The organism is Pedobacter sp. V48, assembly GCF_000523515.1.
Lineage (GTDB): Bacteria > Bacteroidota > Bacteroidia > Sphingobacteriales > Sphingobacteriaceae > Pedobacter.
On sequence record NZ_AWRU01000020.1, the window covers coordinates 18836 to 34928 of the forward strand.

At 38.9% G+C, this 16093-nt stretch carries 10 protein-coding genes and 2 pseudogenes; 5 read left to right on the top strand and 7 right to left on the bottom strand.

The genetic code is table 11. The features are described from left to right. Positions 1 to 64 precede the first annotated feature (64 nt). Both N824_RS17135 and N824_RS17140 read left to right on the top strand, forming a co-directional pair. The gene (locus N824_RS17135) at positions 65 to 1594 is read left to right on the top strand and encodes a glycoside hydrolase family 43 protein (protein WP_084498370.1); all 1530 of its coding nucleotides are present in this window, start codon (positions 65 to 67) and stop codon (positions 1592 to 1594) included. Continuing rightward, complete coding sequence (locus tag N824_RS17140; protein WP_048906384.1) at positions 1594 to 2289, top strand: FadR/GntR family transcriptional regulator; 696 nt, start codon at positions 1594 to 1596, stop codon at positions 2287 to 2289. The genes N824_RS17135 and N824_RS17140 overlap by 1 nt, the downstream gene beginning before the upstream one ends. Here the strand turns inward: N824_RS17140 and N824_RS17145 are convergent, their stop codons facing one another. From N824_RS17145 to N824_RS17155, 3 genes and pseudogenes are all read right to left on the bottom strand, one after another. Beyond that, complete coding sequence (locus tag N824_RS17145) at positions 2290 to 3900, bottom strand: alpha-L-fucosidase (protein ID WP_235207172.1); 1611 nt, start codon at positions 3898 to 3900, stop codon at positions 2290 to 2292. Between the two features lie 59 nt (positions 3901 to 3959). Continuing rightward, positions 3960 to 5180: pseudogene (locus N824_RS17150) on the bottom strand (redoxin domain-containing protein). A gap of 120 nt (positions 5181 to 5300) precedes the next feature. After that, entirely contained in the window at positions 5301 to 6236 is a 936-nt protein-coding gene (locus N824_RS17155; protein WP_048906386.1) for an NADP-dependent oxidoreductase, read from the bottom strand. A 54-nt stretch (positions 6237 to 6290) separates the two neighbouring features. On the opposite strand from N824_RS17155, the gene N824_RS17160 reads away from it, so the two are divergent. Then, entirely contained in the window at positions 6291 to 7697 is a 1407-nt protein-coding gene (locus N824_RS17160; protein WP_048906387.1) for a PLP-dependent aminotransferase family protein, read from the top strand. 86 nt (positions 7698 to 7783) lie between these two features. After that, a complete protein-coding gene (locus N824_RS17165; protein ID WP_048906388.1) occupies positions 7784 to 8311 on the top strand; it encodes an N-acetyltransferase in 528 nt (175 codons plus the stop codon). On the opposite strand, the gene N824_RS17170 is transcribed toward N824_RS17165, so the two are convergent. The 3 genes and pseudogenes from N824_RS17170 to N824_RS17180 form a co-directional block, all read right to left on the bottom strand. Continuing rightward, positions 8312 to 10216 carry a PAS domain-containing hybrid sensor histidine kinase/response regulator gene (locus N824_RS17170; protein WP_048906389.1) on the bottom strand — a complete coding sequence of 635 codons (1905 nt, stop codon included), beginning with the start codon at positions 10214 to 10216 and terminating at the stop codon, positions 8312 to 8314. 331 nt (positions 10217 to 10547) lie between these two features. Continuing rightward, on the bottom strand, positions 10548 to 11501 hold the full coding sequence (locus N824_RS17175) for an NAD-dependent epimerase/dehydratase family protein (RefSeq protein WP_048906420.1): 954 nt from the start codon (positions 11499 to 11501) through the stop codon (positions 10548 to 10550). Positions 11502 to 11507: 6 nt separating this feature from the next. Then, positions 11508 to 12368, bottom strand: a pseudogene (locus N824_RS17180) (RNA polymerase sigma factor RpoD/SigA). Between the two features lie 240 nt (positions 12369 to 12608). Here N824_RS17180 and N824_RS17185 point away from each other — a divergent pair. Then, positions 12609 to 13088: an Lrp/AsnC family transcriptional regulator gene (locus tag N824_RS17185; RefSeq protein ID WP_048906391.1), complete on the top strand. Its 480-nt coding sequence runs from the start codon at positions 12609 to 12611 to the stop codon at positions 13086 to 13088. A 159-nt stretch (positions 13089 to 13247) separates the two neighbouring features. Here the strand turns inward: N824_RS17185 and leuS are convergent, their stop codons facing one another. Further along, positions 13248 to 16046, bottom strand: a complete 2799-nt coding sequence (leuS, locus tag N824_RS17190; protein ID WP_048906392.1) for a leucine--tRNA ligase — start codon at positions 16044 to 16046, stop codon at positions 13248 to 13250. Between the last annotated feature and the right edge of the window lie 47 nt (positions 16047 to 16093).

The following is a 16093-nucleotide window of genomic DNA, read 5'->3' on the forward strand; positions in this document are numbered from 1 at the left end:
TTAACTCACAATGTACACATAATAAACCGTTAAAAAATTAAGGTAAAATTCTATCTTGCAGGTTATGAGATTACTTTTTAAATACCTGCTTTTTTTAGCTGTAATCCAATTTACAGCCACAGTCCAACCCTTATTTGCACAGGAAATAACAGCGGTTATTCCAGGAGATTTTGCCGACCCATCAATTATCCGAAAAGGAAATGAATACTATTCTATCGGTACCTCTTCGGAGTGGGCTCCGCACTTTCCAATATTTAAATCCACCAATTTAAAAACATGGAAACAAACAGGCTATGTATTCAAACAAACTCCTGCCTGGGCAAATGCTTCTTTTTGGGCCCCAGAGTATTATTACCACAACAAAACCTATTTTATATATTATACCGCACGACGTAAAAAAGACGGCATTTCCTGCATTGGGGTGGCCACTTCTAAATATCCAGATAAGGATTTCAAAGACCATGGAATTATTATTGAGTATGGCAAAGAAGCTATAGACGCATTCGTATTTAACGATAAAGGCCAGTTATACATCACCTGGAAAGCTTATGGCTTAGATGGCAGACCAATAGAAATACTTGGGAGCAAGCTAGCTAACGACGGCTTATCTTTAATCGGTGATGCATTTACAATGATGAAAGACGAGAAGGGCATCGGTCTTGAAGGACAAAGCATCCTGAAAAAGGACGATTATTATTACATGTTCTACTCTGTTGGAAATTGCTGTGGCAGTAAATGCGATTATAATGTTAGAGTTGCCAGATCTAAAACCTTTCAGGGACCATATGAAAACCATCCAAAAAACCCTTTGTTATATGAAAATGACTGGTGGAAATGCGCTGGACATGGCACTTTTGTAAATAGCCCTGAAGGGAAATCTTACTACATTTACCATGCTTACAATAAAGCCAGCAGTGTTTTCACAGGCCGACAAGGTATGCTTGCCGAGCTTATTTGGTCAGGAAAAAATGAGTGGCCGGGGTTCAAAGAACTATCACCGACATTAACTAAATCATCAGCCAATAATTTCAAAGCTAATTTCTCTACGCAAAATCCATCTGTAGATTGGCAATGGGATTTCAGAAACTCCACACCTAAATTAGCCCATCAAAAAGGGAACCTTTATTTATCAGGAAATATTAAAAAAGAAAACAATGCTGGTATTGCACTAACCATCCGTCCATCTCATTTGAACTACGAAATGACGACAACCGTTGTCAATACTAACAACGCTTTAAAAGGCCTGGTCATTTACGGAGATGCAAATGCCGCCTTAGGCGTTGGAATAGTAGCCAATAAAGTCCAGTTCTGGATGGTAAAGGACAATAAAGAAACCATTCTCAACACCTCTATAATTGACAATCCTGAAATCCCTGTTCAATTAAAAATGTTGGTAAAATCTGACCTCACATGTCGTGTTTACTGGAGACAAAAATCGTTAGACTGGAAAGAATTATCCTTAGATGATAAAGCACATTCAATAGAGTTTCTTCCCCAATGGGATAGAAGCCCGCGGCCAGGCCTAAATTTCAAAGGAGCCTCTGCAGAGGATGCACAATTCTCATCATTTGAACTTAATTATTTAGACAAATAATGGACTTACTTAATTCTATCAGAAAAATTGATACAAGTTCTCTCGTAGATCGCGTGGAGACAAAACTTGTTGAGCTTCTTCAGGCGAAACAACTTAAAATTGGAGATAGTATCCCTACTGAGCTGGAGCTTTGCTCTTCTCTGGGTGTAAGTAGAACTGTAGTAAGAGAAGCCCTATTACGATTAAGAATGATGGGTTTAATCGAGACTAAAAAGAAAAAGGGAACTGTAATTACAAGCCCTGATCTTTTTGGCATCCTAAGCAAAAGTATGAATCCTTATATTCTGGATGAGGAAACTTTAAAAGAAATTTTTGAGATCAGATTAACACTTGAAATTGGAATGGCCGACTTCTTATTTCGAAATATCACACCTAAAGATATCAAAGAATTAAAAACCATTGTTGAAAAGGAGCCGGTAATGGCCAAAGATTATCTTTTTGAAATTGATCATGAGATCGCCTTTCATTCAAAACTTTATGAAATAACAGGGAACAAAACCATGAAGAAATTTCAGAAAATACTACTCCCGATATTTGACTATGTAAACACCAGTGGCATGCTTAAGAAACCCACTACTTACGGAAAGTTTGTATCGCATAAAGGGTTAGTTGACATTCTGGAAAATGGCTCCCCTGAATTGTTCAGAAATGCAATGCGCAATCATCTTGAAAACCATTTTCTAAGATTATCCTAATTATTTTGATTCGTTAGCTGCCTGCTTGTATAACCCTATTTCAGCAATGGCAGGATTTAACCTCGATGAAATAATTCTTACTCTTACTTCCGAAGCTGTAACAGGTGCAAAACGCAATAGACGTTTATAGCCAATGGTTGTCCCTTTTATAGCTTCTTTCCATTCACCTCCAGCTTTATATTCCAAAACAAAACTTTCTACCCGTTGCCCTACCCTCAAATTCTCCTGCAATAGCAACAAATTAAACTCCTTTGATTTTGATAATTTAAGATCAATAACAACCATACTGTCACCCGGTTTAGTTGCCCAGGCTGTATTATCTTTACCATCAAACAATACATTTGATTTTTTTGCACTGCCACCCTTAATCACGGCACCTGCTAGCAAGTTTTCAGCAAATGTATTTTCCTTTTGTTTCTTAAAACCTTGCAACGACTTAATATCACTATCACTAATCAGACCCCTGGTATCAGGAGGTATGTTCAACAGCAATACGCCATTCCTTCCAACCGAGCTATAATAGATATCCATTAACTTCTCCGGAGATTTAACATCCTTGTCTTCTGCAGTATGGTAAAACCATCCCGGGCGAATTGAAACATCGATCTCTGCTGGATACCAAACCAGGCTTTTTGCTTTTGCAATTTTCGACCTGCTGCCCAAGTCATTTGCCATCATATCTTTTGGGGCAAATTCAACTTTTTGTTGTGAGTTTTCAGCTATTTTTTCAGTCTTAAGTTCATCACCAGGCACAACGCTCCATTCAGTTTCTCTGCCATAGCCACTTTCCGTTCCTACCCATCTTACATCCGGTCCTGAAACCGCAATAGTAGCCTTAGGTTGCAGTTTACGAATCAACTCATACCATCTGTTATATTCATAAACCTGTTTTTTACCAGAAGGCCCTTCTCCATTCGCCCCATCAAACCAAACTTCATCTATCTGGCCATATTGCGTTAACAATTCAGTAAGCTGGTTAATGAAATAGTTATTGTATTCCATGCTACCAAAATATTTCGAATTGCGATCCCACGGAGAAAGATAAATTCCAAATCCGATGCCGAATTCCTTACATGCGTCCGCGGTTTCCTTTACAATATCTCCTTTCCCTTCTTTCCAGGGACTATTTTTTACAGAATGTTCTGTGTATTTACTTGGCCATAAACAAAAACCATCATGGTGTTTAGCTGTTAAAATAATTTGCTTAAAACCAGCTTCCTTACAAACCTTTACCCACTGTCGTGCGTCCAGATCTTTCGGATTAAATATTTTAGGGTCTTCAGATCCATCACCCCATTCTTTATTGGTAAAGGTATTTATCCCGAAGTGTATAAAAGCAGTTAACTCTAGTTGTTGCCACCTTAATTGCCGGGCGGCAGGAACTACATTGGCCGCTTTTTTTACAATGTCCTTCTCCGTATCTCCCGGATTAATTGTAACGTAGTTTTTATTGGTAAAGATCTGAGCAGAACTACTGTTTGATAAGCCCACACAAGCAGCCAATTCAAGCCCCACCAATAGCATCCAGTTTAGCCTGTTAAAATAATACCTCTTCTCCATAATCTGATTAAATTGCATAATGATCAACTTCAAAGAAAGCTTGATTTCCATTATCAATAGTATAATTTTTTGTCAAAACGTTAAGTGATTTTGTCAAAAAACAATATACCCTATTTATTCAGTAAAGAATTCATAACCGCTTCAAATTCTTTTTTATACTGCACGAAATACTCGCCGGTCCCAGGACCATAAAATGAAGTATTGATATGATTTACCAATCCTTTTTTATCTAATATGATACTTGTTGGAAACACCTTAATTGCAGTTAACTGAGGCAAAGTCTTTTCTGTCTTTTCCGGATCGCCGGCAGTAACACCGGTAATTAGCATTGGGTATTCAACCTTAAACTGTTGCTGAAACTTTTGCAGGCTTTTTNTKGATSYTRYYKSWKSRGTACTTAATTCATAAGCTAATGCAATAACCTCAACACCGCGGTTTTTGTTCTTGCGGTAATAGTCGCTTAAAAAAGCCATTTCATCCATACAGTTAGGGCACCAAGAACCCATTAACTGCAAGACAACGACTTTATCTTTAAATCTTTTATCATTTATAGATACCACATTACCTTCGAGATCTTTAAAACTAAAATCCAGGCGACCACTTTCTCCTTCTTTAAGCGCAGTAACCGGAGCTTCCAATTTAACATTGGAGTCTTTTACAGCAGTCCATGTTTCGAACGACGTAGCACCACTATAAAGTGTGCCTTTAATGCTATCTCCCTTAATTTTAGCAGAGAAAACAAGTGCATGTATACCATCAAAAGTTGAGATCATTAAAGAGTCACCGATGATCTTTCCATCAAGATAACGATAGTCGCCAGAAGGGGTGAGTACTGAACCCCCTACTTTCTGACCATTCTGCGTAAACTCGCCAATTGCCAGTCGCTCAGATTGATCAGCCCTGGTAAACTCAATCTTCCATTTTCCTTTAACGGATACGTTACCTGCAATTCCCTTTGGAAAACGGCTGGCTTTCGAACTGGCAGAGAACGGCACAACTAASTCYTYANNASCGATNCCKCYWTYYWYSYATACACCATTTAAACTATCTTTATTGATAATTTTAACCCTAAACGAAGATTCGAATACCGGCATTTTAATCAATACAGAATCTTTAGAGATCCATGTCATTTCTGTTTTAAGTCGTTCAGTATCATTTACCACGTAACAAATTGTAGCGTTACCTTGCTTTTGAATTCCCAGTTCAAAAGGTATTTCCTTTCCATCTGCCCGATGCAATGCTGCTTTCCATTTTCCTTGCTGCAAATTAATCTGCGCATTGCAGAATAGAGAAAAGGCCATTAAAACAGCCAAAAATGCGTATCTTACCATATTTTTTGTACTCTTAGTGTATACAAAGGTAGCGGAATCGCTCCTGAGGAGTGTAAAAATATTTCATACGAAAGTAAAAAACAGTTCTATGGTCGAAAATACGACAAAAAGACTAGAGTATTAAACCCGTACAATTATCTTTCCCTGAGTTTTTCCGGTTTCAAGTGAGAGGTGTGCTGCCTTCATCCGGCTAAACTCAAATACTTGCGACACATGAGATTTAATAGCTCCACTTTCCAATAAAGCAGCAATTTCTTTCATCTCCTTGCCATCAGATTGTACCATAATCGGATAACCAATCATACCCTGTGCTGTAGCTTTTTCAGCTACAGCATCGTTTTGTCCAGATGGAATGCTAATAATTGTCCCCCCCTTTCTCATTACTTTTAAAGAGTTGTCAATGTTCTCACCTCCAATTGTATCAAGTACAAAGTCAATATTACCGGTAGCATCTTCAAAAGCCTGGCTTGTATAATCAATATGTTCATCTGCCCCTAAATCAAAAACAAAATCCCTTTTACCTGCAGATGAAGTGCCGATTACATAAGCACCTACATGTTTTGCTATCTGCACCGCATAGTTTCCTACCCCGCCTGCAGCTGCATGAATTAAAACCCGGTCCCCTTTCTTTATTTTTGCATGATCAATAAGCGCTTGCCATGCAGTTAACGCAGCTAAAGTAGCAGCCGCAGCTTCCTCGTGCGTCACATTGGCAGGCTTTAAAGCAAGATGATTTGCAGGAGCAGCTACATATTCAGCATAAGCCTTCCCATGTCCAGGGAAATTTAGCATTCCAAATACATCATCACCTTCTTTAAACAAGTCAGATTTTGATGAACTAACAACTCCCGAAACATCCCAGCCAAGAACAATAGGATTCTCCTCTTTTAGCTTTGCTGCGCGTCCTTTGCCCACACGTGTTTTAACATCTACCGGATTTATACTAATGGCCTTTACCTGTATCAGCACTTCTCCATCATTTATTGATGGTATTGGCAAGTCGGTATAAACTAAATTCTCTACACTGCCAAAATCTTTTAATATGATACTTTTCATTTGCTCAACCAATTTATATTGCAAATTACAAAAATTGAGTAGGTTTGAGTTCCTATGAGATCATATAAATTTGAGGAGTTTACTTCAACGATCGAACGTAATATCATTGAAGGAATTTTTAAACCCGGACATAAGCTTCCTTCGATACGTGAGCTTAAAGAACAGTACAAAACCAGTACAAGTACCATTCAAAATGGTTATGAACATTTAATTATTAAAGGTCTTGTACAAAGTATCCCTAAATCCGGATACTACGTGAGCAATAAATTAACCCGGCCACAACAATCCAAACAAACTAAAAACACACCTGTAATAAGAGATGCTGTATTCGAGAACAATCTAAATCTCATTACGTCGATAAACCCGGGCTCCAAACTTTCCGAATTCAATGTTGCTGCACCGGGAAGCCTCATCATACCTCAAAAATTGCTTTTGCGCACCATGCAACAAGTCATCAGAGCACAAGGTGTTGGCTTGTTAAAGTACTACCCCTCAAACGGATCTCCATCACTAAGAGAACATATTTCTATTAAAGCAGCTACCTATCAAACGGCCATTAATCCTGCTGAATTGATCATAACCGATGGAGCCTTACAAGCATTATACATTGCGCTTGCGTCTGTTTGCACTGCAGGCGATATTATAGCCATAGAAAGCCCATGTGTATTCTCCGTATTAGAAGTGATTAGGGTTTTAAAATTAAGAGTAATAGAAATTCCTATAGACTGCTATACAGGACTCGACATAGCTTATCTTAAAAAAGCTTGCTCGGGCAATCCGATTAAAGCTATTCTGGTCACCCCGAATTTCCAAAATCCAACAGGCATCTTATTAACGGATATACAAAAAAAGGAATTACTTCAAATTGCGCAACATTACAATATTGCCATCATAGAAAATGATATCTATGGAGATTTAAACTTTAGCGGATACAGACCCTCCACAATTAAAAGCTTTGACGAAAGTGGTATGGTTATAACTTACTCGTCTTACTCCAAAACACTATCTCCAGGTATCCGACTAGGTTGGCTCTCTACAGGTAAATTCTTCCAGCAAGCGGAACAAATTAAATTCTCTTTAGGCAGCACAGTCTCTCCGATATATCAGGAGACAGTCAATAAGCTTATCCAAACGGGAAGTTACGACCGACATGTACACAAACTCCGAATGCAGTTAGCTAAAAATGCCTACCATACTTTAAATTTATTATCCACTAGCTACCCAGATGACACCATAGTTTTCAGCCCTGCCGGAGGATATAACATATGGGCCAAGCTATCTGATAGAATTGACATCAACACATTTTACAATGAATGTGAACATATTGGAGTAAGATTTACACCTGGGCACACCTTTTCATTTTCCAACACATATAGCAGGTTTTTCAGGATCGTATTTGCCGACCAACTTTCTCCTAAAAGAATTGAAGCCCTAAAACAGTTAGGCCAAATGTTGAAATAACATCTGTACCGGCTATTCTTTCATAATGTGTACCCTTCGTTTTTTATCATTCCCGCTACCTTTAGCGCTTATTAAATAAAAAAACGATGGACAATAAGATCATTACTAAATTTACAATAGCAAATGAACAGGGAATAGATACCTTAATAAATCTTACCAAAGATATCGCGCGCGAAAAATTCTCAGTAACTTTAACGCAGTCAGCTTTAGAAGAATACATTGCATTTAATTTTAATGGAGAAACGCTGATTGACGAGATGAACAGCATGTCTAACCAATGGCTGGTTGTATACCTCAATGACGAAGCTGCAGGTTATACACGCCTTACAACAAATGGCAAGCGGCCACTTTCTATTGACAACAAGAAAGCGATTAGAATAGCTGATTTTGGTGTGCTCTTAAAATATGCTACCTCCGGATGCATTGAATCTATGTTCGAAAAATGTATTAGCATTAGTAAATCCTACCAGGCAATCTGGCTTAATGAATATGAAAATAATCCGCTGCTAAACTACTTTGAGAACAACGGATTTAAAATACAAGATGAGAAAACTGAAATGGATGAATTACCCATTCCATCCGTTTACCTCATAAAAGAACAGCAAACGGCTTAATCAATGTAAGTATTGTCTAATTTTAGAGTGTAATTCTGTAGGACTAAAAGGCTTCGCTACATAATCATCAATACCAGCTTCCAAAATCTGTTTATTAATTTCTGTCAGTAGAGATGCAGTTAAAGCAATTATTGGAAGCTGTTTAAATTTATCATCACCAATAGATCTTATTACTTTGGTAGCCTCATAACCATCCATTTTTGGCATTTCCAAATCCATCAAAACCAGATCGTAATGGTTGTCAATTACCTTCTCAACTGCTTCAGTACCATTTCCTGCGCAATCTATATGAAGCCCCCATTTTTGCATAAACTTGCGGGCAACAATTATGTTTATCTCATTATCCTCAACCAAAAGTATTCTATAACCAGCAAGACTTGAAAAATCAGAAACGATATTAGGAATAGAGGTGTCGCCCGCCTTCTTTTTACTTTTCTTAAACTGCAGATTAAATAAAAAACTGGCTCCCATGCCAATTGTACTCTTAACGGAAATACTTCCTGAAAGTAGCTCTACTATCTTTTTTGTTATTGCAAGACCTAAACCTGTTCCGCCAAAAACTCTGGTCGTATCAGTGCTTGCCTGGGTAAAACTCTCGAAAATATAATCTTTCTTATCTGCATCAATACCAATTCCAGTATCTGTTACAGCAAAATCGATATCAACCAGATTACCCACTGCACGGTTCAACGATAAATCAATAATAACAGAACCCGAACTAGTAAACTTAATGGCATTGCTGACCAGGTTGTTCAATATCTGGGTTAGCCTTGTCGGATCACCAATTATCATGGTCGGCAAATCTGAATCTACCTTTACTTTAAACTTTAACCCCTTTTCTTTTGCTGCCAAACAATGAGTTTCTTTAACATTATTTACCAGCTCTATTAAGTTAAAATCAATCTCCTCAAATAAAATTTTTCCGGATTCTATTTTACTATAATCCAGCACATCATTTATCAGGTCCAAAAGATTCTCACTAGAGAACTTTAAAATCTTTAAACTATCTATCTGATCGGGTTTAGGGTTTTCTTGCAATAGCAGATTGGTCATCCCTATTACCGCATTCATTGGTGTTCTTATCTCATGGCTCATATTAGATAGAAACTGTTGTTTAGCCAGGGCGGCATTTTCGGCTACTTGCTTTGCCATTAGAAGTTCTCGTTCAGCCTGTTTTATTTCTGTGATATCTGTTACAGCTCCAACCACTCTTATGGTTTTACCATTCTCAACTATTGGAATACCGATGCTCCTAAAGCACTTCTGTGTACCCTTAGGTATAAGTTCAATATTATATGGCAGCTGGTTCTCAATGGCATTTTTCATTCCCTCCCTAATTAATTCAGCACCATTATCTTCATACAAAATTGCAGCATCATTTAGGGAAGTTGTTTCCTCATTAATCCCCAGCAACAGCTTCATATTTTTTGTTCTGTAAACCAGATCTGCTTCTATGTCGTACTCCCAACCACCTGTCTTACTTATTTCCTCTCCGGTATTTAGCAACTCAACTGTCTGCCCTAATTTTATCTCAGCCTTTCTTAGTTCCTGCTCCACATCGTTTTGCTGAGAGATGTCTAAAATGGAACCAATAACACCTCCCAAATCAAACGGATCTGGGCGAAGCGTAACATCAAGGAGTATCACTCTCCCTTTAATTTCCATGTCAGTGATAAATTTAAGCGATTCGCCTGCCAGTGCACGGCGCATTCGTGTGCCTACGGCAGGGKATAATTCAAAAATATTTTTCCCTACAGACTCATTATCTTCAACTCCAAACAGCTTTAAACCCAGCCCTACCGAGCGCGTAAATATGCCGTCTTTATTTATTCGGAAGATGACAACGGGTACGTTGTCCAGTAACATTTGAAAAAGATAAATCTTTTCTTCTATTGATTCTTGCATTGTTAGCGGCCAGCAAATAACAGTTTTTTATTGTACCCTATTGCAATTTGCCCGCCAAAGTTCTATAAACACAAAAGCCGGCTTTAGGAAGCTGGCTTTTGTACCTTGTACTTATGCTGTGCCTGCCCTTCGCGGATCACCCACTCACAGGACTTTTTTGTCAAAACAGACTCGAATTATTCTACAATCTAATTTAACAAATCTTAACCCAATCTTTGTAATAAATGTTATAAACAAATTAACAATTTAGCATTAAAAAAAAACAGGCGCTCCATCCGGATACTGCCTGCTTTTGAACCTAAATTTACCAATTACTTCTAATTGTATTTTCTTATGGATATACTTCAATATTACTAAGCATATCTTTCACCATTTTTTGCAAATCATATGCAGGTTTCCAGCCCCAATCTTTACTCGCTACACTATCGTCAATACTTTGAGGCCAGCTATCTGCAATCTGTTGGCGAAAATCAGGAGCGTACGAAATCTCAAATCCCGGCACCTCCCTGGCTATTTCATCATAAATTTCTTTCGGGGTAAAGCTCAAAGCACTCAGGTTATAAGCCGTACGTACAGATAAAGACTCCGATGGAGCATCCATAAGCTCTAATGTTGCACGTATTGCATCATGCATATACATCATTGGCAAAGCCGTATCTTCTTTCAAAAAGCAAGCATACTTTTCGCCTTTTACTGCGCTATGAAAAATATCTACTGCATAATCAGTTGTTCCACCTCCTGGCGCACCTGTATAACTAATAAGCCCCGGGTAGCGTACACTGCGCACATCAAGTCCATGTTTTTCAAAATAATACTTACACCAATACTCTCCTGCAGCCTTACTGATCCCGTAAATTGTGCTTGGCTCGGTAACACCTTGCTGAGGGCAATTTTGTTTTGCAGAATCAGGTCCGAATACCGCTATACTACTCGGCCAGAAAACTTTTCCTACTTTATATTTAACAGATAAGTCTAGGATACTTAATAAGCTATTCATGTTCAATTCCCATGCTGCCTGAGGATTACGCTCTCCGCTTGCTGAAAGCATTGCCGCCAAATGATAAATCTGAGTAAACTTATTTTCAGCTATTAAACTTTCAAGTGCCCCCTTATCCATTACATTTAATTGCATATAAGGCTGTTTCTCAAAAGAAACATCTTCTTTGGGTCTGATGTCCGCAGCTAATACATTTTCCTTTCCGTATCTCTCTCGTAGTTCATCGGTTAGCTCTCTTCCAATTTGTCCAAGTGCTCCAATGATTAGTATATATTCTTTCTGTTTCATGTTCATTTATAAATATTGTCTGAGGCGTTTTGCCCCCTCCCCCTTGCCAAGGTTATGCAAAGCCTGATACTTGATCTTTCTAACACTTTCTTTGCTCAGGTCAAAAAGATCAGCAATATCTTCCAGGTGCATTGCTTCGTTACCTTGCAGCCCAAAACTGAGCTGGATTATTCTGCGCTGTCTGTCCGGTAGTTGATTTAATAATTTCCTAAGGCTGTACTTTAAATCCTGAGCTTGCAGGACCTTATCAGGCGCATCTATAGAAGTATCTTCAAGAAACACCATCAAACCCGGTTTCTCTTCATCATCACCTGCAGTATCCAGGGAAACTGCATGGCCCGGACTATACTGATAGGCTTTTAATTTATCAAGCGCTATCCCGGTATATTCAGAGAGTTCCTCATCGGTAGGCAACCGTTCTAATTTCTGCTCCATCTCCATTTCCGATCGCCACAGTTCCTGTATGTCGTTAACCTGGTTCATAGGAAGCCTGATCATACGCTTGTAAGTCCCAATGGCCATCATCATARRCTRRNNGATCSRMNAKASCGYMRWRKAGRKAAATTTAAACCCTCTGCTTTCATCAAAGCGTTCCGCAGCTTTAACCAAGCCTGCATTTCCTTCAGAAATAAGATCGGCAAGGGGCAAGCCCTGTCCTTCGTATTTTTTTGCTACCGAAACAACAAATCGAAGATTCGAATTTACAAGCCTTTGCAATGCGGAAAGATCTCCTGCCTGAATCTTACGAGCCAGCATTACTTCCTCTTCCGCACTTAACAATGGATACCCCGCAATATCATTCAGATACCTGCGAAGGGAGTCATGGTCTCGTTTAGTAAAGGATTTTTCTATCTTGATTTCTCTCATGCTTAGCACATTGCAGCCTGCGGTTGCATGGGCTAAAGTTCTAAAGTTGATTTGTTATAACCTTGGATATCCGATTAATCCGCAAATTATTCATAACGCACCCTTATCATCAGAATTAAATTTTGCTCTTAAAAAAAACTGTAAGTAATCCCCAAATTTTGTTGTCTTGCATTTGTTAATATGAGCTGAATGTTCTTTATTTGCATCACATCTAAACGTATATAAAGCTGTCGTGGTTATATGAATACAACCATCTTAGATCAGACTGATCTGGATATTCTTCGCCTGCTGCAAAAGGACGCAAGGCTTACCAATAAAGAATTGGCCCTTAAATTACATAAGGGGAGCAGCACTATGTTTGAACGTGTAAGTCGCCTTAAAGATCTTGGTTACATTACCGGAAGCGTAACGCTTATAGACCGCAATAAATTCGATGAACTCTGGATATCCTTTACTCAGGTTCAGTTAAACGACCATAGCGGCGAAGCGCTCATTGCATTTCAAAATGAAGTAATTCGTTTTCCAGAAGTATTAGAATGCTACCACACAACGGGAGCTTTTGACTTCCTGTTAAAAATTGTGGTAAGTGATATGGCAGGCTACAATAAGCTAATTGTAGAAAAGCTAGCAAAGCTCAAAAATGTAGGTTCGTTACAGAGTTGTTTTGTGGTTAACGAGGCGAAAAGAGAATTGGCCTACCCATTAAAAGACAGGACATAAAAAACCGGGGTATAAAGAACGAGGGTGCGCTTCAGTGAAGCGCACCCTCGTTCTTTATACATCCGTCATGCTGAATTTATTTTAGCATCCCTCGCTAGCAAGGCTTTCTTTCTCTTGCGAGGTGCTGAAATAAATTCAGGATGACGGGCGCCTTATAATCTAAATCACAATATTTACAATCCGTCCTTTTACTACAATTACCTTTTTAGGTGCCTTACCTTCAAGGTATTTCTGAACGTGTTCATCAGCTAAAACAGTTTCTTCAATCTCTTTCGGCTCTAAAGCGAGGCTTAAGTTCATGTTTAAGCGTGTTTTACCATTAACTGAGATCGGATAACTGAACTCATCCTCCACCATATAAGCAGGATTATACACAGGATACTTGGCATATGACAAAGTTCCTTCATCATGACCTAATAAAGCCCACAGCTCCTCACAAATGTGTGGTGCATAAGAAGCAAGTACTACAACAAGGTCTTCCAGTATCTGGCGGTTCTTGCATTTTAAATCTGTAAGCTCATTCACGGCAATCATAAAGCTCGATACAGAAGTATTGAACGAGAAACGGTCAATATCATCCTGCACTTTTTTAATGATCTTATGTAAAGCCTTTAATTCAGCCTTTGTAGGTACAGAATCACTAACATTAAACTGCCATGCCTCATTATGGAATAAACGCCAGAATTTGCGTAAGAACTTGAACACACCTTCTATACCATTGGTATTCCATGGCTTACTTTGCTCAAGTGGTCCAAGGAACATTTCGTACATCCTTAACGTATCTGCCCCGTAACTCTCGATCAGCACATCAGGGTTTACTACATTAAATTTGGACTTAGACATTTTCTCTACTTCCACTCCGCAGATGTATTTTCCATTCTCAAGAATAAACTCTGCTTCGGCAAACTCTGGTCTGAATTTTTTGAATTTCTCAATATTCAGCACTTCGTTCTCTACAATGTTTACATCAACATGCAAGGCGGAGGTTTTATAATCCTTTTTTAAACCAAGAGAAACGAGTGTGTTTGTACCACGTCCTTCCTCATCTACGACCCGGTATACAAAGTTGCTTCTACCTTGTATCATTCCCTGGTTAATTAGTTTTTTGAAAGGCTCCTCTTCCTGCACATATCCCAAATCCTTTAAAAACTTATTCCAGAAACGGCTGTATAATAAATGTCCGGTTGCGTGCTCAGCACCACCAATATATAAATCGACATCTTTCCAATAAGCAATCGCTTCTTTAGAGGCAAAGTCTGAATCATTTTTAGCATCCATATAACGATACCAATACCAGCTAGACCCTGCCCATCCCGGCATAGTGCTCAACTCATATTCATATTGATCATCGTAGCTCCAATCTTCTGCACGGCCCAATGGTGGCTCGCCTGTTTCGGTTGGAAGGTATTTATCAATTTCTGGAAGCATTAACGGCAATTCCTCTTCTTTGATCAAATACGGCAATCCATCTTTAAAATATACAGGAATTGGTTCGCCCCAATAACGTTGTCTGCCAAAAATCGCATCACGCATGCGATAATTCACCTTTGCTTTACCTACTTCTTTTTCTTCCAACCAGGCATTTAAAGTTTGGGTAGCCTCGGTATAATTCATTCCGTTTATAAAACCAGAATTAATGTATTTACCTTCTTTAGTGGCATCTGCCTGATGCTCGATGTCTTTTTGCGCATCAAGGATCTGTACAATAGGCAAGTTAAAATGAGTAGCAAAAAGCCAGTCGCGCTGATCGCCACTAGGCACACCCATTACTGCACCGGTTCCATAACCTGCTAATACATAATCTGCAATCCAAAGTTGGATCCGCTCTCCGCTTACCGGGTTAATTACATAGCTACCTGTAAAAGCACCTGATACAGTTTTTGTATCGGCCATACGATCCAGCTCTGATTTCTTTTTAGTTTTAGCGATGTAAGCATTAATATCATCCAGTTGTGCTGATGTAGTTAATGCAGTCACAAGTTCATGTTCTGGCGCTAAAACCAAATAAGACACACCAAATATAGTATCCACGCGCGTGGTAAAAACTTCAATATAGTCGGCAATACCTTCCGGAGCATTTTCTATAGCAAATTTAACGCTTGCTCCAACGCTTTTTCCAATCCAGTTACGCTGCATCTCTTTAACCGGCTCAGGCCAGTCAATTGTATTTAAGCCTTGCAATAAACGCTCTGCATATGCAGAAATACGCATACTCCACTGCATCATTTTCTTTTGCTCTACAGGATATCCGCCACGCTCTGAATACCCGTCTTTCACCTCATCGTTAGCAAGTACAGTACCCAATGCAGGGCACCAGTTCACAGTACTTTCTCTTAAATAAGTAAGACGATATTTTAATAATTCTTCCTGTTTCTCCTCGCTGGTCATGGTTGCCCAATCACTAGGCAAGAAAGACTTAACCTCTTCATCGCAAACTGCTTTTACATCAGCACTGCCCGAAGCATTAAATTTTTCAATTAACGAAGTGATATCTTCAGCTCTGTCTGTTTCCAGGTTATACCAGGAATTAAACAATTGCATAAAGATCCATTGTGTCCATTTATAATATCCCGGATCGCTGGTGCGTACCTCTCTACTCCAATCAAAAGAGAAACCAATTTTATCCAATTGCGCTCTGTAGGTATTGATATTGGTTTCGGTAGTTAAAGCCGGATGCTGACCAGTTTGTATAGCATATTGCTCTGCCGGTAATCCAAAAGAATCGTATCCCATTGGATGCAATACGTTAAATCCTTTTAATCTTTTATACCTGGCAAATATATCGGAAGCAATGTAACCGAGTGGATGGCCCACGTGTAAACCCGCACCAGATGGGTAAGGAAACATGTCGAGAACGTAAAACTTAGGTTTTGTTGTATCTTTTTCTGCTTTAAACGTTTGATTTTGWSSCCRGAACTTTTGCCACTTCTGTTCTATTTCTTTAAATTGGTAATCCATTACTGCTAATTCCTTTATATCCCGCGAAAATAAAGAAATTAAGGTGG